Here is a 17,465-nt window from a genome sequence, read left to right as displayed (position 1 = left end):
ACCAGCGGGGCTGACGCCCCGGCGAAATTCCCCTCCCACCTACGTCGGAGGGAGTCCCCTTTCGCATTTAAGATGGGTCTTCATTGTTGTCATCCTGGCAAGAGTAATGGGTCTTTATAGGTGCAATGGCCGGGAGTTGGCAAGACAGGCGTCGCTTCGTATCGTGACGCACCACCTGTTTTATCTGCGCCCTTGCCAGTACAATGCCGCCAACCGGCACCGTATGGCGCCACACTATGACAGGGACGATCCATGACATTCGACAACAGGCTGGCCGCCGCCCATCGGGAGCTGGCCGAGAAGGGCGTGCAAACGCTCAACTACAACCCGCCGATCATCTGGCTGCTGCGAAAGGCGGGGTTCACCATCAGGCCGCCCCACTACGAACGCTTTCTGATCAACGTTCTTGCCCTGGGACTCCCCATCGGCGCTATCTGGGGGGTGTTGATGTGGTGCCTCGGCTGGCAGGATGAGGTGAGCCCGGGGTTTGCCCTGCGCCAGAGCCTGCTGTTTGGCATCGGGCTCGGTCTGCTGATGGGGACCTGGTTCTGGTTTAGGCGCAAGCAGCTCAAGCTGACCCCCTGGGACGCCTTGCCACTCTCCACGAGCCCCACGCAAAAACGCTGGCAACCGAAATAACCACCGATATCGACAAGGAGACCCTTATGACCAGGGCCCATGAAAAACTGAACTATGTGGATTTTGCGGCCAGGGATCTTGCCGCCACCAAGGCCTTCTTCACCGCCGCCTTTGGCTGGCAGTTTGCCGACTACGGCCCCAATTATTGCGCCTTCGAGGGAGAAGGGCTGGATGGCGGCTTCTACCGCGCCGAACTGTGCAGCCAGAGTGCTCAGGGCGGGGCGCTCCTGGTGTTCTACAGCGCCGATATCGAGGCGACCCAGGGCAAGGTGAGCCAGCATGGCGGCACCATAGTGCGCCCCCTGTTCGACTTCCCCGGTGGCCGCCGCTTTCACTTTGTCGAGCCCAGCGGCAATGAATTTGCGGTCTGGTCCGAACAGGCCAGCGCCTGATAATACTCCGCCCTCCCCCTGGCCCACCTGCACCACGACCAGCCATGGGGAGGCCACATTGCTGCACTCACCTCAATAGTGTTTTGCGACTGCTGCCCTGTATCCCCCAGTCTGGGGCGGGCATACTGACCCCCGTCTTAACGAGGAGGTTCAGATGCCATCCCCCCTGATCGTGATTGCCCAGCTTGACGCCAAACCCGAATTCGCCGCCCAGTTTCGCGCTGCCCTCGAGCCGCTGATCGCCGCTACCCTGCAAGAGCCGGGGTGCCTTCGCTACCAGTTGCACCAGAGCCTGGAGAGCCCCCACAGCTGGATGCTGTACGAGGAGTGGGAGAGCGAAACCGCCCTGCTCGCCCACCAGCAGCAGCCCCACTACATCGCCTTTGCCAGCCTCGCCTCCCCCTGGTTTGCCAACCGGATCGTGAGCCGCTACCGGCGCGCCTGACTGCCTCCGCCCTCGGCGCAGGCAAAGCCCATCATTTGAGCGTAGAAACACTAACCTGAGGAATTTGATGATGAAGATGCCCAACCTGGGTCTTGGAACCTTCCGCCTGAAAGATCAGCCCCTTCGCGACTCCCTGCTCCAGGGGCTGGAACTTGGCTACCGCCATATCGACACCGCCCAGATCTATGACAACGAGGCCGAAGTCGGCCAGTTGATGAGCGAGAGTGGCGTGCCCCGCCAGGATATCTACCTGACCACCAAGGTGTGGACCAGCGAGTTCGGTCCGGGCAAGGTGATCCCGAGCCTGGAAGTGAGCCTGGAGAAACTGCGCACCGACTATCTGGACCTGGCGCTCATTCACTGGCCCTCCCCCCAGGATGAGGTGCCGATGGCGGTCTATCTGGAGCAGCTCGCCGAGGCCAAAGCCCGGGGCCTGACCCGGGAGATCGGGGTCTCCAACTTCACCGTGGCCCAGCTTAAACAGGCCATCGAGATTTTGGGGCCGGGCGCCATCGCCCACCAGCAGGTGGAGATCCACCCCCTGCTGCAAAACCGCAAGGTGGTCGATTTCTGCCAGGCCCACGGCATCGCCATCACCGCCTATATGCCGCTCGCCTATGGCAAGGTGCTCGCCGAGCCGCTGCTGATGGAGATCGGCAAGCGCCACGGCGTCTCGGCGGCCCAGGTGTCGCTGGCCTGGCTGCTGGCCCAGGGCATGACGGTGATCCCGAGCTCTACCAAACGGGAGAATCTGGCCGCCAACCTGGCTGCGCTGAAGGTACGGCTCAGCAGCGACGAGATGGCCGCCATCGCCACCCTGGATCGGGGCGAGCGCTGCGCCAACCCGGACTTTGCGCCGGATTGGGATTAAACCATGGCCTCTCGATTCGGCGGTGGATAGCGGCGACCCTCACGAACAGACTGCAACCACGGGCTATCCCCTCTCCCTATGGGAGAGGGAGAGGGAGAGGGAGAGGGTGAGGGTGAGGGCAGGCTCTTCTATTCAGGTCATCAGGCCTTAAACCAGATAGCCCCCTCATCCCCAGCCCTTCTCCCGCAAGGGGAGAAGGGAGCAAAGAAAACCCGACACCGTCGACGAGAACACCAGCGGGAGGCCCAGTGCCTCCCGCTTTTTTGTCCCCAATACCGCGCGTCACTGCCACCCGCGCCGCTGGCCCCCTCCCCTGCAACCTTCCGCTGCCCTTCCCTCTTTATTCCCAGTTCGGTCTGTACGCTTTGCCTCTGCACTCAACTCGCTCTATACGGCCCACTCTTGTCTCTGCAACCTCAGCCACTCCCACTTCCACGCCCCAATTGCTGCTGATTTGGCAAAAGTAATTTGACGTTGCCGTCATTTTTACCAACAAACACCCTCGGCATACTGGCGCCATTCTCCCGTCGGGAGTCCCAATCCAAGGAGTTGTTATGCCACTGGCGTTATTTGCCCTCACCTTAAGTGCCTTTGCCATAGGCACCACCGAATTCGTGATCGTGGGGCTCATCCCCACCATCGCCGAGCAGCTCAATGTCTCGCTCCCCTCGGCGGGCCTGCTGGTCAGCCTCTATGCCCTTGGGGTGGCCATCGGCGCCCCCGTGCTCACGGCGCTCACCGGCAAGCTGCCGCGCAAGTGGCTGCTGGTAGGGCTGATGGCCCTCTTCACCGTCGGCAACCTGCTGGCCTGGCAGGCCCCCGGGTACGAGAGCCTGATTGTGGCCCGCATTCTCACCGGGCTGGCCCACGGGGTCTTCTTCTCGGTAGGCAGCACCATCGCCACGGGTCTCGTGGCCAAAGAGAAGGCGGCCAGCGCCATCGCCATCATGTTCAGCGGCCTCACGGTCGCCCTGGTGACCGACGTCCCGCTTGGCACCTGGATTGGTCAGGTCTTTGGCTGGCGCGAGACCTTCCTGGTGCTGAGCCTGCTCGGCCTCGTCGCCATGGTGGGCAGCCTGCTGCTGGTACCGGGGAACCTGCCGAAGGGGGCCGCCTCCAGCGTTCGCGAGCAGCTCTCGGTGCTCACCAAGAAACCGCTGCTGCTGGTCTACGCCAAGACGGCGCTCGGTTACGGCGGTGCCTTCACTGCGTTTACCTTCCTCGCCCCCATCCTGCAACAGGTGAGCGGCTTTAGCGCCGGCGCGGTGAGCCTCATTCTGCTGGTGTACGGGGTATCGGTCGCCGTCGGCAATATCTGGGGCGGCAAGCTCGCCGACCGGATGGGTCCGCTGCCTGCCCTCAAGCTGCTGTTTGCAGGTCTCGCCGTGGTGCTGCTGGTGCTCACCTTCACCGCACCGCACCCGGTGCTGGCGGTACTGACCGTGCTGGTGTGGGGCGCCTTCGCCTTTGGCAACGTGCCGGGTCTTCAGGTACTGGTGGTGAAACAGGCCGAGCGCCACACCCCCAATGCCGTGGATGTGGCCTCCGGCCTCAACATCGCCGCCTTCAACGTCGGCATTGCGCTGGGCTCCGTGGTCGGCGGTTTCGTGGTGGAGCACCTCGGCCTGATGCACACCCCCTGGATTGGTGCCCTCATCGTGCTGCTGGCCTACGGCCTCACCCATGTCAGCGAAGCGGGCGAGCGCCGCGCCGCCCTTGCCTGACCCCCGGGCAAGCAAAAGGCCGACACCCTGTGTCGGCCTTTTTTTCATGGGCAAGATGCGAGGCTCAGGGCTCCTTGAGATCCTCATCGGCAGCCCAGCGCGCCTCCAGCCAGAGCAGGTTGACCAGCCCGCAGAGCAAGGCGAACCCCAGCCCCAGCAACCAGGTGAAATACCACATATCGCATTGATCCTTGTGTTGAAGCGGATTAGTAGAGGCTGTGGCCGTGCTGGCGCACCTGCTCGGCGCTGACCCTGCCGCGCACCACCCGGTAGACCCAGAGGGTATAGCCGATGTTGACCGGCATCAGTACCCCGACGATCCCCAGCATGATAAGCAGGGTGCGCTCGCTGGAGGTGCTGTCCCACAGGGTCAGGCTGCTGGCCGGATCCAGGGACGAGGGCAGCACGAAGGGGAAGAGCGCGATGGCCACGGTCAGCATCATGGCGGCGCAGGCACCGCCGCTGGCAACGAGCGCCAGCCCGGACTTGCCGAGGCGGCTTGCCAGCGCGCACACCAGGGGCAGCAGGAGCCCGAGCACAGGCACGGCCCAGAGCACCGGATGGGCGACAAAGTTGCCAAGCCAGCCCGCCGGCACCGCCACCACCTCTTTCATCAGCGGAGTGAGGGCGCCGTTGAGATCGCCGATGGCCGTGATGCGATACCCCGCCATCTCCCCAAGCCAGACGCCGCCAAGGGCAAAGAGGGCGCTCGCCAGGGGGCCGAGCCAGAGGGCGAGGCGGGCGCTGCGCGCTGCTATGGCCCCCTGGGTCTTGCACTGGAGGAAGCTGGCACCGTGCAGCAAGAGCAGCGCCAGCGCCGTCCCCATGGCGGTCAACAGCAGCGGCCAGTGGAACGCAAAGGCGCCATAGTGGATGCGAAGGGCCGCATCGAAGCGAAACGGCAGCCCTTGCAGCACCAGGCCAAGGGTGGCACCAAACACCAGGGTCGGCAGCAGACCGCCCACCACCAGGGCGCGGTCCCACCAGCGGCGCCAGACCGGGTCCGGCAGCTTGCTGCGATAGTCAAAGCCCACCGGGCGCAAAAAGAGGCCGAACAGCAGGAACATGAAGGGCACGTAAAGCGCCGAGAAGGCGGCGGCATAGACCAGGGGCCAGGCGGCAAACAGGGTGCCGGCACCGGCGATGAGCCACACCTGGTTGCCCTCCCACACCGGCCCCACGCTGTTGAGCAGCACCCGCCGCTCGTCATCCGTCTTGCCGACCACGGGCAGCAGCATGCCGACCCCGAGATCGAAGCCATCCATCACCACGAAGCCGACCAGCAGGAAGAGCACCAGCCCCCACCAGATCACTTTCAGGGTTTCGTAATCCATCAGGCAGGACTCCCGTTTTGCAACACTTCACCTTGATAACGACCCGTCTGCAGGCTGGCAGGCCCTTTGCGGATCACATGACGCAACAAGAACAACTCCACCACCAGCAGGCTGCTGTAGATGAGGAAGATGGCAATGAGGCTGAACCAGAGCTGCCCCGGTTGCAGCAGGGAGACGGAGGCCGACACCGGCAGCACGTCGCTGATGGTCCAGGGCTGGCGACCGAACTCCGCCACGAACCAGCCCGCCTCGATGGCAATCCAGGGCAGCGGAATAGACCAGAGCAGGGCCCTGAGCAGCAGCGGGGATTGCACCAGCCTGCCCCGGCACAGCTGCAGGAAGGCGGCGGCAAAGAGCGCCAGCAGCGCCACGCCGATGCCCACCATCAGGCGAAAGCTCCAGAACAGCGGCGCCACCTGGGGGATGGAGTCCGCCACCGCCTTGGCGATGGCCGCCTCGTCCGCTTTGCCAATCTCCTTGGCATAGGGGGTGAGCAAGAGGCCGTAGCCCAGATCGCCGCGGTGGCGCTCGAAGGTGGCGCGGGCCGCCTGGTTGCTGCCATCTGCCCGCATCGCTTCGAGCGCCTCGTGGGCCAGCATGCCGCTGCGAATGCGCGCCTCGTGCTGCGCTTTCAGATCTTTGAGGCCCGTCACCTGCTCATCCAGGGAGCGGGTGGCGATGATGCCCATCAGATAGGGTATCTTGATAGCCGCGTGGGTGGTCTCGGCACGCTGATCCGGCAGGCCGAACAGGGTGAAAGAAGCCGGGGCGGGCTCCGTCTCCCACTCCGCCTCGATGGCGGCGAGCTTGACCTTCTGCACCTCCCCCGAGCGATAGCCCGACTCGTCCCCGAGCACGATGACAGAGAGGATGGCCGCGAGGCCAAAACCCGAGGCGATGGCAAAGGATCGCAGGGCGAAGCGCACCTCCATGCCGCGCAGCAGATACCAGCTGCTCACCCCCATCACGAACAGGGAGGCCGCCACATAGCCCGCCGCCACCGTGTGGACGAACTTGACCTGGGCCACCGGGTTGAAGATGACCGCGGCCACGTCCACCAGCTCCATGCGCATGGTCATGGGGTTGAACTCGGCGCCGACCGGGTTTTGCATCCAGCCGTTGGCGATGAGGATCCAGAGGGCGGAGAGGTTGGAGCCGAGCGCCACCAGCATGGTCACCAGCAGGTGCTGACCGCGGGAGAGCTTGTCCCAGCCGAAGAAGAAGAGGCCCACCAATGTGGACTCGAGGAAGAAGGCCATCAGCCCCTCCACCGCCAGCGGCGTGCCGAAGATATCGCCGACATAGTGGGAGTAATAGGCCCAGTTGGTCCCGAACTGGAACTCCAGGGTGATCCCGGTGGTCACCCCCATCACGAAGTTGATGCCAAACAGCTTGCCCCAGAAGCGGGTGATGTCCTTGTAGATCACCTTGCCGGTCATCACGTAGGCCGACTCGGCGATCACCAGGCTCCAGGACAGCCCCAGGGTGAGGGGCACAAACAGAAAGTGGAACATCGCCGTCGCCCCGAACTGTATTCGGGAGAGGCTGACCACATCATCCAGGCTTATCATGCATGACTCTCTATGTTGCATTTAACGGACAGGTTTTCGCCCGCCAAGTACACCATGGTCCATGACACCTATAACAGATGCAGTTATAGTGAAAAACACCTATAACAGTTTGGGCCCACCATGTCCCGCTACGGCCAGTTGGCAGACCAGCTGCAACAGCAGATCACGAGCGGCCTCTGGCAGCCGGGGGAGCGCATCCCCTCCATCCGCCAGAGCTGCAAGACCCACGGCCTCAGCCCCATGACGGTGCTCCAGGCCTATCAGCTGCTCGAAAGCCGCGGCCTCATCCTGGCGCGGCCCCAGTTCGGCTACTATGTCAAGGCCGCGAGCACGGCCCGGCGGGAGAGCCAGCCCCAGCAGGCCCGCTACAGCGGCTCGGTGGACATCAACGATCTGGTGTTCGAGGTGCTGCAGGCGAGCAAGTCACGGGAGCTGGTGCCCCTTGGCATGGCGGTGGCGGACCCGACCCTCTTCCCCCACCCCCAGCTCGGTCGGGCCCTCGGCAGTTGCATGCGCCGCCTCGATCCCTTCAGCACGGTGGCAGATCTGCCCCCCGGCAACGAGGCACTGCGCCGCGCCATCGCCCGGCGCTACGCCGGCGAGGGGATGGCGGTGGATCCCCAGCAGATCATCATCACCACGGGGGCCATGGAGGCGCTCTCCCTCAGTCTTCAGGTGCTGACCGAGCCCGGCGACTGGGTGGTGGTGGAGTCCCCCACCTTCTACGGCGCCCTGCAGGCCATCGAGCGGCTTAAGCTCAAGGTGGTGGAGATCCCGGTGATCCCCGGGGTGGGCATCGATCTCGCCCTGCTGGAGGAGGCCCTTGCCCAGCGCCCCGTCAAGGCGTGCTGGCTGATGGGCAATGTGCAGCACCCCCTCGGCCACACCATGCCCGATGAGCACAAGCAGGCGTTGATGGCGCTGCTCAACCGCCATCAGGTTCCCCTGGTGGAGGATGACGTCTATGCGGAGCTCTATGTCGGGCGTGAGCGGCCAAGGCCCATCACCCATTGGGATGCGCGGGGAGAGAGCCTGCTGTGCGGCTCCTGGACCAAGTGTCTGGCGCCGGGCTTTCGGGTCGGCTGGGTAGTGGCCAAGCGCCACGCCGAGCGCATCCAGCGGCTGCAACTGATGTCGACGCTCTCGACCAATGTGCCCAGTCAGCTGGCGCTGGCCGATATGTTGCGCCAGGGCGGGGTGGACGCCCACTTTCGCCGCCTGCGCCACACCCTGGCCCAGCGCCAGCAGCAGATGCGGGCAGCCCTGATGCGCCTCTTCCCCGAGGCGCGTATCTCCAACCCCGATGGTGGCTACTTTCTCTGGCTCGAATTTGACGCCCGCCTCGATGGCCGGGCGCTCTATGCCAGCGCCATCGAACAGGGGGTCTCCATCGCCCCCGGGGCCCTCTTCTCCAGCCAGGGCCAGCACAACCACTGCCTGCGCCTCAACAGCTCCCATCCCTGGAGCCCGCAACTGGACGCGGCCCTCACCCGGCTGGCGGGCCTCATCGCCCGGCAACGGGAAACCTGGCAGAGCCCCCCTGACGCCTCACACGACAAGGGCCCGTAACGGGCCCTTTTGCAAGCGAGTGCGCCTTATCTGGCCATGGTCTGTGACTGGGCCTTGAAGCCCAGTCGCTCGTAGAGGGCCCTGGCCCGCTCGTTGAAAGCCATCACCTCCAGGCGCAGCTGGCTTGCGCCCCGCGCCTTGCCCCACTGGTCCCCGTGGGCGATCAGCGCCCGGCCGATGCCCCGGGAGCGCTGCCACTCATCCACCACCACGGTCGTGATGCGGCAGACGGGCAGCTTGCTGAGAAAGGGGACGCTCTCGTTGAGGTCGATGCGGGCGGTGAGAAAGCCCGCCACCTCTCCCGCCACCACCGCCACGCAGAAAAGACGCGCCTCGTCGGCTATGGCGCCGAGCAAGAAGGCCCTGTCCTCCGGGGACGGGGGGCAGAACACCTCGGGCACCTGTTCGAAGTGGAGCTGACCTATCTGCCGGTTCAGGGCCAGAATGGCGTCGATATCCTGTTCAGTTGCCTTGCGAATGTCCACCTGATGCTCCTTGCAGTGAGGGTCGCCAGCGAGGAAAGAGGCTCGGCGGTCACCCTTTGGAACCCGCATCTTATCGGCTCGTCACGGCAATCAACAGCCCCCGGCAACGACAAGGCCCCATGACGGGGCCTTGTGCATCCGCAGACTCCCGGGCTCAGCCCGGCGCCCCCAGCTGGGCCACCTGGCGCTCTATGCTCCCCTTGAGGTTGTCATCCAGCTTCAAGGCACGCGCCAGCTCGTCCAGATAACCGCGCTCCATGAAGTGATCCACCTCAATGGTGAGCAGGGAGGCGAGGTAGACCTCGGTCGCCAGCTCCATGTCGGTCACTTCTCGCGCCAGGACATGGGGGTCGAGGGGGCGGGAGAGCTCGGCGTCAATCCAGCGGGCCGCATCCCGCTCCCCCTGTTCGGTCAGGTACTCCTGGATCTTCTGGCGCTCGGCGGCATCGATGTGGCCGTCGGCCCGGGCCGCCGCCACCATGGCGCGCACCAGCAGGTTGGCGCGGGCATCCAGGGCCTTGCCCTCCAGGGTGTCCAGGGGCTGGGTCGGCTGGGCCGGGGTGGACTGCTGGGTCTGCCAGTCCTGATAGAGCTTGTAGGCCAGCCCCCCGAGAGCCGCCGCGCCTCCCACCGCCGCCACCTTGGTGCCATATTTGCGCATCTTCTTGTTGCCAAGCAGCAGCGCCATGGCCCCGGCGGCCAATCCCCCCTGCGCCATGCCCTTCATCTGGGCCTTGCGCGTGTCACTACCGTCGTTGAGCCAGCCCTTGCCAGCTCCCATCAATTGCTCCAGCATCTGTTTCATGGGGCCTCCTCCCTCGCGTGATGAGTCATGCTGGGCCGCCTGCGCTGAACTCAAGGTGAATGACGGCGCAGACAAGAAGAGGCGCTGGTTGGATCAGTGTCGGCCCCGCCCGCTGCTATTGTCCCCGGGGGACAGCCAAGGAGTCCCCCCTTGCCTCGACATAAGGAAGTACCATGAGCGCCCGTGAACTGACCCTGCAATTTCTCGCCGAACCCGCCGACGTCAACTTTGGCGGCAAAGTCCATGGCGGCATGGTGATGAAGTGGATTGACCAGGCCGGCTACGCCTGCGCCGCCGGCTGGTGTGGCGGCTATGCCGTCACCGTCTATGTGGGGGGCATCCGCTTCTTGCGTCCCATCCAGATAGGCCAACTGGTGGAGGTACACGCCAAGGTGATCCACACCGGCACCACCAGCATGCACCTGGCGGTGGATGTCTACAGCCGCCACCCCACCGACCCGGAGCGGCGCAAGACCACCCACTGCATCATCATCTTCGTGGCCATGGACGAGCATGGCAAACCCACCCCGGTGCCCCAGTGGCAGCCGGTGAGCGAGAGCGATCTGCAGTTGCAGCAGTACGCCAAAAAGCTGATGGCCCTGCGCGAGGAGCTGGACAAGGAGATGCGCCAGCACATGTGACCCGTCCCGCCCCGGGCAGCCGGGGCGTGTCTTCGCGCCGCCGGGCGCTATAATGGCGACCACCCTTGCCCTTGAGAACCCAAGATGTCCCTGGAAAATGCCCCCCCCGAGGTCCAGCTCGCGGTGGATCTGATTGAACTGCTGGAAACCAACCACATCGCCCCCGCGCTGGCCCTGGCGGCACTCGCCATCGTTCGCCGGGATTATGAGCGCAAGCTCGAGGAAGGTCGGGAGGCCTGAGCGCCCCCGCAGGAGGCACCATGTCAGCACCCATTCGCATCGAACAAGGCCGCGCCATGCTCCTCGGGGGGCTGCGCCGTCACCACCCCTTCGAGCAGGGGGACTTCGCCGGCCAGTGGCGCGACCTCAGCGCCCTGCTTCCTCTGCCGGGGCAACTCGGTGAGCACGCCTATGGCGTCATCTGCGCCGCCACCGACACTCACTGCGAATACCTCTGCGGGGTGGAGGTCGCCGCCCTGGAGGTGCTGCCTCCCGGGCTTGGCCGCATGCGCATCGCCCCCCAGACCTACGCCATCTTCTTGCATCAGGGGCATGTCGCGACCCTGCCGCACACCTGGCACCAGGCCCTGGCGTGGCTCGCGCAATCGGACTATCAATCTGCCCAGCAGCCGGATTTCGAGCGCTACGGCGCCCGCTTTGACGCCGCCACCGGCAGCGGCGAAGTGGAAATCTGGCTCGCCGTGGTGCCAAAACAGGCCCTGGCCTGACCCCTGGCCGCCCGGGCTACCTCGGCCCCATCACCTCGTCACAGAGCGCGATCAGCGCCTCCCCCAGGCGGGCGAGGGGTTCGCTCGTGCCCGGCCCCTGGTGCAGGGCCAGCTCCACCGAGCGCACCGCAGGCCAGTGAGCCAGCACCACCTGATCCGGTTGCAGCAGGCGCGCCGGCAGCAGGCTGACCCCGATCCCCGCGCTCACCGCCCCTTGCAGGCTGGCGAGACTGCCGCTCACGTAGGCGATGCGCCAGGGGATCCCCTCGGCATCCAGGGCGTCGGTCATCTGGCGCCGGTAGAGCCCCTCGCTTGGAAACACCACCAGAGGCAGAGGGTCGCGCCCGGCGGCGGGCCACTCCCGGCTGTCAACTCAGGCCAGGGGCTCGCGCCAGCGGGCGATGGGCTCCCCCTGGCCGCGCCCCTGTTTGATGAGGGCCAGATCCAGCTCTCCCCCTTCGAAGGCCTGCCACAGGGCATGGCTGAGATCGCTTTGCACCTCCAGCCGCACCTGCGGGTGCGCGCGGGCGAAGGCGGCCAGTACCGGGGTCATGGCCCCCGCGGCAAAATCCTCCGGCACCCCGAGGCGCAGGGGGTGGCTCGCCTCGCTCACCCGCTCCCCCGCCCGGGCCAGCAGCCCCAGGATGCGGCGCGCCAGCCCGAGCAGGGTCTCCCCCTGGGCCGTGGTCACCACCTGGCGGCCGGATCGGTCGAGCAGGGTGCAGCCCAGCTGCTGCTCCAGGCGGCGCATCTGCTGGCTCAGGGTGGACTGGGTGAGGTGGATACGCTCGGCGGCGCGGGTAAAGCTGCCGGTTTCGACGATGACGACGAAGCTCTGCAGCAATTGGGGGTCCAGCAGGGGGCGCTCCATGGGCAATCTCCATTTATAAAACCACTGGAAGTCATTTTATCATTTAATTTCCAAATGATGCGGCGACCCTCTAGGCTGCTGTCCTCCCCCTTTTTTGCCAGGATATGACCATGCCACCCCCTTCCCAGTCCGGTGCCCGCCTCCTCAACTCCCTCACCGCCGCCTCGGCCCCCAGCCATCAGGAGTGGCTGGAGCAGGCCCTGCACCTGGCCCTGACCCATCGCCAGCAAGGGGGGCGCCCCTTCGCCGCCCTGCTGGTGAGGGAGAACCGGCTGGTGGCGAGCGCCGTCAACCGCATGCTGGAGGCGGGGGACCCCACCCGTCACGCGGAGCTGGAAGCGCTGCGGGAAGGGAGTCGCCAGGGGCCGCTGGCCGGGGCCATCGTCTATGCCAGCGGGCACCCCTGCCCCATGTGCCTGTCGGCCCTGGTGATGAACGGTATCCAGGCGGTCTACTACGCCTTTGACAACGACGATGCCGCCCCCTTCGGCTATGACAGCCGCGCCGCCTACGCCGCCCTGCGCCTGCCCCTGTGCCCACCGCCCCTGCCCCTCATCAAGCTGGCAAGCCCCATCGCGGCCGAAACCCTCTACGGTCCCCTGCCCCATGCATAAGCGCCGCCTCCCCCCGGGCAGCGGCGCCTTGCTGGTGCTGGTGATCCTCATCGCCCTCAACCTGCGCCCCTTCCTCACCGCCATCGGCCCCCTGGCCCCTCGCATCGACGCGAGGCTGGCCCTCGGGGTAGATACCCTGGCCTGGGTCACCCTGCTGCCCCTCTGGCTTATCGGGGTCGGCGTGCTGCTCACCCCGGCGCTCCTGGGTCGCACGGGCCCGCGCCCCCTGCTCGGGGCTGCCCTGCTGCTGCTCGCCCTTGGCAGCGCCCTGCGCGTCGACCTGGCGAGCGGCGCCCTGCTCATCGCCAGCGCCGCCCTGTGCGGGCTGGGCTCGGCCCTGGTGCAGGGGGTGCTGCCCAGCCTCATCAAGGAGGGGTTCGCCCAAAAGGTGCCCCTGGTGATGGGGATCTTCTCCGCCTGCATGATGGGGGGCGGGGCGCTCGGGGCCGTGCTCACCCCGCGCCTTGCCGAGTATCTGGACTGGTCTCGGGCGCTGGCGCTCTGGGGCCTGCCGGTGCTGCTGGCCCTCGGCTGGTTGGCCTGGCGGGTGCCCCTGCCCGCCCCGGCCTGCACGCCCGCCCCCACCGGGGAGCAGCGGCTGCACCCCCTGCCCCGCACCTGGCTGCTCATCGCCTGTTTTGGCATCATCAACAGCGGCTACGGCATCGTCGTGGCCTGGCTGGCCCCGGCCTACATGGCGGCGGGCTGGAGCGCCCAGCAAGGGGGCGAGCTGGTGGCCTGGCTCGCCCTGGCCCAGACCGCGAGCGGCCTTGGCCTGCCCCTGCTGGCAGCCGGTCGGCTGGACCGCCGCCCCTGGATGGCGCTGGCCATCGCCATGCAGCTGGCGGGCTTTGGCGGCCTCTGGCTCGCTCCCCAGACCGCCCCCCTGCTCTGGTGTTTGCTGTGCGGCGCCGGGCTTGGGGGGAGCTTCTCCCTCATCATGGTGATTGCGCTGGATCACCTGCCCGACCCACGCCGGGCGGGCGCCCTCTGCGCCCTGATGCAGGGGGTCGGCTTCATGGTGGCGGCTACCGGCCCCTGGGTGGCGGCCCGCCTGCACCATGCAAGCGGTGACTTCGCCGCCGCCTGGCAGTGGCAGCTCGGCGCCCTGGTCCTGATGAGCCTGCTGGTGGTGCGTCTCAACCCGCGCCACTACCCAAGGGCCATGGGCCTGCCCCCGGAGCAGGCCATGGCTGTGCAGACGGCAGGCCACAAGCCTGCCTGATCCGGCGAGCACCGGCCTTGGGGGCCAGAAAGCACAACACCGGCCTTGGCTGGTGTTGTTCATCAGGGTGCGGGAAGGCCCGGCGCTCAGCGCCCCTTCTTCTGGCGCCCGCCCTGCCCTGGCCGCGGTTTGCCCGGGGCGGGTTTGCCCCCCTTGCCGGGCGCGCTTTTACCTGCCCCCCCTTTGCTGGCAGCCCCTTTGCCCGCCCCGCCCTTGCCTGCGGGGCTCTTCTTCTCGAACGCCTCGGGACCCGGCACATTGGGCCGCCCGCCAATCTCGTGATCGTCGCTGCGCCGCGGCTTCTTGCCCTGGGCAGGGGTGCCGGCCGCTGCCGCCTTGGGCTTGGCAACCTGAGCCCCCTTGGCCGGTTTCACCTCGGAGGAGGAGTCCTCAATCAGCTTGAACAGCTCGATCAGCTCGTCGTCGGTGAGATCGCGCCACTCCCCCACCGGCAGCCCCTTGAGGCTGACGTTCATGATGCGGATGCGCTCGAGCTTGGTCACCTCGAAGCCGAAGTGCTCGCACATGCGGCGGATCTGGCGGTTGAGCCCCTGCACCAGGGTGATGCGAAACACGAAGGGGGCCTCTCGCTTCACCTTGCACTTCTTGGTGACGGTGCCGAGGATGGGCACCCCGGCCGCCATGCCCCGGACGAACTCGTCGGTCACCGGCTTGTCCACGGTCACCAGGTACTCTTTCTCGTGATCGTTGCCCGCCCGCAGGATCTTGTTCACCAGATCCCCGTGGTTGGTGAGGAAGATGAGCCCCTGGGAGTCCTTGTCGAGGCGCCCTATGGGGAAGATGCGGGTGCTGTGGTTGACGAAGTCGACGATGTTGTCCTTCTCCCCCGCCTCCGTGGTGCTGACGATGCCCACCGGCTTGTTGAGGGCGATGAAGACCAGGCTGTCGGCCTCGCGCGGCTCGATCACCTGACCGTTGACCTTGACCAGATCCCCGGCAAACACCTGATCTCCCACCCCGGCCCGCTTGCCGTTGATAAAGACGTTGCCCTGCTCGATGAAACGATCGGCCTCACGACGGGAGCAGATGCCGCTCTCGCTGATGTATTTGTTCAGGCGCATGGATTCATCGGCCAGCATGGGTCACCTCCCCGGTCGGATGGGCCTTGAGAATGGCTGGCTGGATCAGCCGCGCTGTGGTCGGGTTCGTCTGCATACAACTCCATGAAATAAGGGCCTGCGCCCTGCATGTTCGGCAAAAAACGCCGCTACAGTAGCACATTGCCCGCGCCCGCGCCCGGCCCCGTCGCACCCTGGGCCGCTGGCTCACAGGGGGTGCTGCCCTTGATGCAGCAGCAGGCCCCCCATTATCCAGCGTGCGGTGACGCCGCGGCCCTGATTGGGCTGCACCGCACACTCCCCGCCTCTTTCACTTCATGGGCCGGGCCCCCACCGCCGAAGATAGGGTGCGGCCTTCGGCAGATAGCCAGATGATCTAACGCTTGATATTTATCAAGCAAAAATGTATAAAAAGATTTTGGTCATCGCGAATTATCTGCTCTGACCCGCCGACGACGGGAAATGACACCCCCATCGGGACGCAACAACGGGCCCCTTGAGCCCCGCGAACCCTGAAGACGGGCATGAACCCCTCTCTGGCAGGACGCCACTTTCATCATTCACGACAGGAGTTAAAGATGAGTCATTCCCTCTCCCAGGAGGCCTTCCTGGCCCAGGTCGCCAGCCGCAACCCTCACCAGCCCGAGTTTATCCAGGCCGTGAGCGAGGTGATCGCCTCCATCTGGCCCTATGTGGAGCGCCACCCCCGCTACCTGCAACACGGCCTGCTGGAGCGACTGGTGGAACCCGAGCGCCTGGTGCAGTTTCGGGTGAGCTGGGTGGATGACCAGGGCCAGGTGCAGGTGAATCGCGGCTACCGGGTGCAGCACAGCTCCGCCATCGGCCCCTTCAAGGGCGGCATGCGCTTCCACCCCTCGGTGGATCTCTCGGTGCTGAAATTCCTCGCCTTCGAGCAGACCTTCAAGAACGCCCTCACCACCCTGCCCATGGGCGGCGGCAAGGGGGGCAGCGATTTCGATCCCAAGGGCAAGAGCGAAGGAGAAGTGATGCGCTTCTGCCAGGCCCTGATGCTGGAGCTCTATCGCCACCTGGGGGCCAACACCGACGTGCCGGCGGGCGACATCGGGGTGGGCGGGCGCGAGGTGAGCTACATGGCGGGCATGATGAAGAAGCTCACCAACAGCGCCGAGTGCGTCTTCACCGGCAAGGGACTCTCCTTTGGCGGCAGCCTCATTCGTCCGGAAGCTACCGGCTACGGCCTGCTCTACTTTGTCGACGCCATGCTGGCCCATCGCGGCCAGTCCCTCGATGGCCTGCGGGTCTCGGTGTCGGGCTCGGGCAACGTGGCCCAATACGCCATCGAGAAGGCGATGGCCCTCGGCGCCCGCGTCATCACCGCCTCCGACTCCGGCGGCACCGTCTATGATCCGGACGGCTTCACCCCCGAGAAGCTGGCCCGTCTGATGGCGCTTAAAAACGAGCAACGCAAGCGGGTCGCCGATTACGCCCATGAGCTCGGGCTCGAGTTCTTCAGCGGCCGCACCCCCTGGCACCTGGCGACCGACGTCGCCCTCCCCTGCGCCACCCAGAACGAGCTGGATGCCGAAGATGCGGCGCAGCTTATTGCCAACGGCGTGCAGCTGGTGGCCGAGGGGGCCAACATGCCCTCCAGCGCCGCCGCCATCCGCCTCTTCCACGACGCCCGGGTGCTGTTCGCCCCGGGCAAGGCGGCCAACGCCGGCGGGGTTGCCACCTCGGGCCTCGAGATGAGCCAGAATGCCCAGCGCCTCTCCTGGACCCGGGAGGAGGTGGACGCCCGCCTCAAGGGGATCATGACCAGTATCCATGCCACCTGTGTCCGTTACGGTCAGGATGATGGTCATGTGAACTACGAAAGCGGCGCCAATATTGCCGGCTTCGTCAAGGTGGCTGACGCCATGCTGGCGCAAGGGGTCTGCTAGTCACGCCATTTCCCGTGACATCCCCCAAATCAACAGGGCAGCCCATGGCTGCCCTGTTGTGTTATCTGCATAGCTGTTGCTTTAACCTGGGCGACGCAGGTTGCATGCCCGATACCACTTCACGCTCGCTTCACCCAGCCATGACACCCTCACCCCTCTTCCATACGCGAACGAGGAGAACGAGATGACAACGACCATAGGCGCCCTGCTGATCCTGGCCGGGCTCGGCTGCTTCCTGGCCTTCAACCTGCTGGGCTCCACCCTCGATGCCCAGGGCTTCCTGCACGAGCCCTTTGCCCTGCTGCCCCTGGGCTATCTGCTGCTCTTCACCGGCATGGTGCTCACCGTGATCCCTCTGCTGCGCAAGGGGCGCACCAGGGAGCAATGACACAAATCGCAAGGTGCCAAGAGCTCAGCAATAGCGGCTGATCTCGATGAGGTTCTGATCCGGGTCCAGGCAATAGACCGATTCGTTGACATCCTCCCCCACCTTAGCGCTTCGCGTCACAGGAGGGGGATCCCCATTACTGGGTGATAGCTGCTCGCGCAG

At 65.8% G+C, this 17,465-nt stretch carries 19 protein-coding genes and 1 pseudogene; 13 read left to right on the top strand and 7 right to left on the bottom strand.

The genetic code is table 11. From position 1 onward, the window contains the following. Positions 1-252 precede the first annotated feature (252 nt). The 5 genes from OKC30_RS13670 to OKC30_RS13650 all read left to right on the top strand — a co-directional run bounded on the left by OKC30_RS13670 (position 253) and on the right by OKC30_RS13650 (position 4,071). A complete protein-coding gene (locus OKC30_RS13670) occupies positions 253-639 on the top strand; it encodes a DUF6404 family protein (RefSeq protein ID WP_113978723.1) in 387 nt (128 codons plus the stop codon). 26 nt (positions 640-665) lie between these two features. Continuing rightward, positions 666-1,031, top strand: coding sequence for a VOC family protein (locus OKC30_RS13665; protein ID WP_113978725.1), 366 nt, complete (start codon positions 666-668; stop codon positions 1,029-1,031). A gap of 154 nt (positions 1,032-1,185) precedes the next feature. Next, complete coding sequence (locus OKC30_RS13660) at positions 1,186-1,476, top strand: putative quinol monooxygenase (RefSeq protein ID WP_039038611.1); 291 nt, start codon at positions 1,186-1,188, stop codon at positions 1,474-1,476. 67 nt (positions 1,477-1,543) lie between these two features. After that, entirely contained in the window at positions 1,544-2,347 is an 804-nt protein-coding gene (dkgB, locus tag OKC30_RS13655) for a 2,5-didehydrogluconate reductase DkgB (protein WP_113978726.1), read from the top strand. Between the two features lie 554 nt (positions 2,348-2,901). After that, on the top strand, positions 2,902-4,071 hold the full coding sequence (locus OKC30_RS13650) for an MFS transporter (RefSeq protein WP_270666654.1): 1,170 nt from the start codon (positions 2,902-2,904) through the stop codon (positions 4,069-4,071). A 64-nt stretch (positions 4,072-4,135) separates the two neighbouring features. On the opposite strand, the gene OKC30_RS13645 is transcribed toward OKC30_RS13650, so the two are convergent. Genes OKC30_RS13645 through OKC30_RS13635 form a run of 3 tightly spaced genes read right to left on the bottom strand, consistent with a single transcriptional unit; the run spans position 4,136 to position 6,976 of the window. After that, the gene (locus tag OKC30_RS13645; RefSeq protein ID WP_010674207.1) at positions 4,136-4,249 is read right to left on the bottom strand and encodes a CydX/CbdX family cytochrome bd oxidase small subunit; all 114 of its coding nucleotides are present in this window, start codon (positions 4,247-4,249) and stop codon (positions 4,136-4,138) included. 28 nt (positions 4,250-4,277) lie between these two features. After that, positions 4,278-5,405 (bottom strand): cytochrome d ubiquinol oxidase subunit II, encoded by a 1,128-nt coding sequence (gene cydB, locus OKC30_RS13640; RefSeq protein ID WP_042015906.1) that lies wholly within the window; start codon positions 5,403-5,405, stop codon positions 4,278-4,280. Further along, on the bottom strand, positions 5,405-6,976 hold the full coding sequence (locus OKC30_RS13635) for a cytochrome ubiquinol oxidase subunit I (protein ID WP_160838531.1): 1,572 nt from the start codon (positions 6,974-6,976) through the stop codon (positions 5,405-5,407). Before OKC30_RS13635 ends, cydB begins: the two co-directional genes overlap by 1 nt. Before the next feature lie 120 nt (positions 6,977-7,096). On the opposite strand from OKC30_RS13635, the gene OKC30_RS13630 reads away from it, so the two are divergent. Further along, positions 7,097-8,545, top strand: coding sequence for an aminotransferase-like domain-containing protein (locus tag OKC30_RS13630; RefSeq protein WP_270666655.1), 1,449 nt, complete (start codon positions 7,097-7,099; stop codon positions 8,543-8,545). Between the two features lie 26 nt (positions 8,546-8,571). Here the strand turns inward: OKC30_RS13630 and OKC30_RS13625 are convergent, their stop codons facing one another. Together OKC30_RS13625 and OKC30_RS13620 are read right to left on the bottom strand one after the other, a co-directional pair. After that, the gene (locus tag OKC30_RS13625) at positions 8,572-9,030 is read right to left on the bottom strand and encodes a GNAT family N-acetyltransferase (protein ID WP_160838529.1); all 459 of its coding nucleotides are present in this window, start codon (positions 9,028-9,030) and stop codon (positions 8,572-8,574) included. Between the two features lie 154 nt (positions 9,031-9,184). Next, complete coding sequence (locus OKC30_RS13620) at positions 9,185-9,835, bottom strand: tellurite resistance TerB family protein (RefSeq protein ID WP_113978731.1); 651 nt, start codon at positions 9,833-9,835, stop codon at positions 9,185-9,187. 173 nt (positions 9,836-10,008) lie between these two features. Between OKC30_RS13620 and OKC30_RS13615 the strand changes: the two genes are divergently transcribed. The 3 genes from OKC30_RS13615 (at position 10,009) to OKC30_RS13605 (ending at position 11,204) form a co-directional block, all read left to right on the top strand. Beyond that, entirely contained in the window at positions 10,009-10,476 is a 468-nt protein-coding gene (locus OKC30_RS13615; RefSeq protein ID WP_010674201.1) for an acyl-CoA thioesterase, read from the top strand. Positions 10,477-10,560: 84 nt separating this feature from the next. After that, on the top strand, positions 10,561-10,716 hold the full coding sequence (gene rsmS / locus OKC30_RS13610; RefSeq protein WP_010674200.1) for a pleiotropic regulatory protein RsmS: 156 nt from the start codon (positions 10,561-10,563) through the stop codon (positions 10,714-10,716). Between the two features lie 20 nt (positions 10,717-10,736). Then, positions 10,737-11,204: a GyrI-like domain-containing protein gene (locus OKC30_RS13605; RefSeq protein WP_113978734.1), complete on the top strand. Its 468-nt coding sequence runs from the start codon at positions 10,737-10,739 to the stop codon at positions 11,202-11,204. 16 nt (positions 11,205-11,220) lie between these two features. Here OKC30_RS13605 and OKC30_RS13600 read toward each other — a convergent pair. Next, positions 11,221-12,063, bottom strand: a pseudogene (locus tag OKC30_RS13600) (LysR family transcriptional regulator). Positions 12,064-12,179: 116 nt separating this feature from the next. Here OKC30_RS13600 and OKC30_RS13595 point away from each other — a divergent pair. Continuing rightward, positions 12,180-12,689 carry a nucleoside deaminase gene (locus OKC30_RS13595; RefSeq protein ID WP_041212766.1) on the top strand — a complete coding sequence of 170 codons (510 nt, stop codon included), beginning with the start codon at positions 12,180-12,182 and terminating at the stop codon, positions 12,687-12,689. Further along, the gene (locus OKC30_RS13590) at positions 12,682-13,914 is read left to right on the top strand and encodes an MFS transporter (RefSeq protein ID WP_113978735.1); all 1,233 of its coding nucleotides are present in this window, start codon (positions 12,682-12,684) and stop codon (positions 13,912-13,914) included. The genes OKC30_RS13595 and OKC30_RS13590 overlap by 8 nt, the downstream gene beginning before the upstream one ends. A gap of 86 nt (positions 13,915-14,000) precedes the next feature. Here OKC30_RS13590 and rluF read toward each other — a convergent pair whose 3' ends face one another. Then, positions 14,001-15,014 (bottom strand): 23S rRNA pseudouridine(2604) synthase RluF, encoded by a 1,014-nt coding sequence (gene rluF / locus OKC30_RS13585; protein WP_257712231.1) that lies wholly within the window; start codon positions 15,012-15,014, stop codon positions 14,001-14,003. 557 nt (positions 15,015-15,571) lie between these two features. Between rluF and gdhA the strand changes: the two genes are divergently transcribed. Beyond that, complete coding sequence (gene gdhA, locus OKC30_RS13580; protein WP_113978739.1) at positions 15,572-16,915, top strand: NADP-specific glutamate dehydrogenase; 1,344 nt, start codon at positions 15,572-15,574, stop codon at positions 16,913-16,915. Positions 16,916-17,099: 184 nt separating this feature from the next. Then, positions 17,100-17,303: a DUF3955 domain-containing protein gene (locus tag OKC30_RS13575; protein ID WP_104455676.1), complete on the top strand. Its 204-nt coding sequence runs from the start codon at positions 17,100-17,102 to the stop codon at positions 17,301-17,303. The last annotated feature ends 162 nt before the right edge of the window (positions 17,304-17,465 follow it).

Source organism: Aeromonas sp. QDB18 (genome assembly GCF_027705325.1).
Taxonomy (GTDB): domain Bacteria; phylum Pseudomonadota; class Gammaproteobacteria; order Enterobacterales; family Aeromonadaceae; genus Aeromonas; species Aeromonas caviae.
The sequence above is the reverse complement of the archived record's forward strand: the minus strand, read 5'-3'. Positions and strand labels throughout refer to the sequence as shown.

What these genes read in the sequence shown, in the direction of transcription:
- OKC30_RS13660 (WP_039038611.1), top strand. Translation starts at nt 1,186, where the DNA reads ATGCCATCCCCCCTGATCGTGATTGCCCAGCTTGACGCCAAACCCGAA.
- OKC30_RS13595 (WP_041212766.1), top strand. Translation starts at nt 12,180, where the DNA reads ATGACCATGCCACCCCCTTCCCAGTCCGGTGCCCGCCTCCTCAACTCC.
- OKC30_RS13645 (WP_010674207.1), bottom strand. Translation starts at nt 4,249, where the DNA reads ATGTGGTATTTCACCTGGTTGCTGGGGCTGGGGTTCGCCTTGCTCTGC.
- OKC30_RS13630 (WP_270666655.1), top strand. Translation starts at nt 7,097, where the DNA reads ATGTCCCGCTACGGCCAGTTGGCAGACCAGCTGCAACAGCAGATCACG.
- OKC30_RS13620 (WP_113978731.1), bottom strand. Translation starts at nt 9,835, where the DNA reads ATGAAACAGATGCTGGAGCAATTGATGGGAGCTGGCAAGGGCTGGCTC.
- OKC30_RS13650 (WP_270666654.1), top strand. Translation starts at nt 2,902, where the DNA reads ATGCCACTGGCGTTATTTGCCCTCACCTTAAGTGCCTTTGCCATAGGC.
- cydB (WP_042015906.1), bottom strand. Translation starts at nt 5,405, where the DNA reads ATGGATTACGAAACCCTGAAAGTGATCTGGTGGGGGCTGGTGCTCTTC.
- gdhA (WP_113978739.1), top strand. Translation starts at nt 15,572, where the DNA reads ATGAGTCATTCCCTCTCCCAGGAGGCCTTCCTGGCCCAGGTCGCCAGC.
- OKC30_RS13575 (WP_104455676.1), top strand. Translation starts at nt 17,100, where the DNA reads ATGACAACGACCATAGGCGCCCTGCTGATCCTGGCCGGGCTCGGCTGC.
- OKC30_RS13615 (WP_010674201.1), top strand. Translation starts at nt 10,009, where the DNA reads ATGAGCGCCCGTGAACTGACCCTGCAATTTCTCGCCGAACCCGCCGAC.
- OKC30_RS13590 (WP_113978735.1), top strand. Translation starts at nt 12,682, where the DNA reads ATGCATAAGCGCCGCCTCCCCCCGGGCAGCGGCGCCTTGCTGGTGCTG.
- dkgB (WP_113978726.1), top strand. Translation starts at nt 1,544, where the DNA reads ATGATGAAGATGCCCAACCTGGGTCTTGGAACCTTCCGCCTGAAAGAT.
- OKC30_RS13670 (WP_113978723.1), top strand. Translation starts at nt 253, where the DNA reads ATGACATTCGACAACAGGCTGGCCGCCGCCCATCGGGAGCTGGCCGAG.
- OKC30_RS13605 (WP_113978734.1), top strand. Translation starts at nt 10,737, where the DNA reads ATGTCAGCACCCATTCGCATCGAACAAGGCCGCGCCATGCTCCTCGGG.
- rluF (WP_257712231.1), bottom strand. Translation starts at nt 15,014, where the DNA reads ATGCTGGCCGATGAATCCATGCGCCTGAACAAATACATCAGCGAGAGC.
- rsmS (WP_010674200.1), top strand. Translation starts at nt 10,561, where the DNA reads ATGTCCCTGGAAAATGCCCCCCCCGAGGTCCAGCTCGCGGTGGATCTG.
- OKC30_RS13665 (WP_113978725.1), top strand. Translation starts at nt 666, where the DNA reads ATGACCAGGGCCCATGAAAAACTGAACTATGTGGATTTTGCGGCCAGG.
- OKC30_RS13635 (WP_160838531.1), bottom strand. Translation starts at nt 6,976, where the DNA reads ATGATAAGCCTGGATGATGTGGTCAGCCTCTCCCGAATACAGTTCGGG.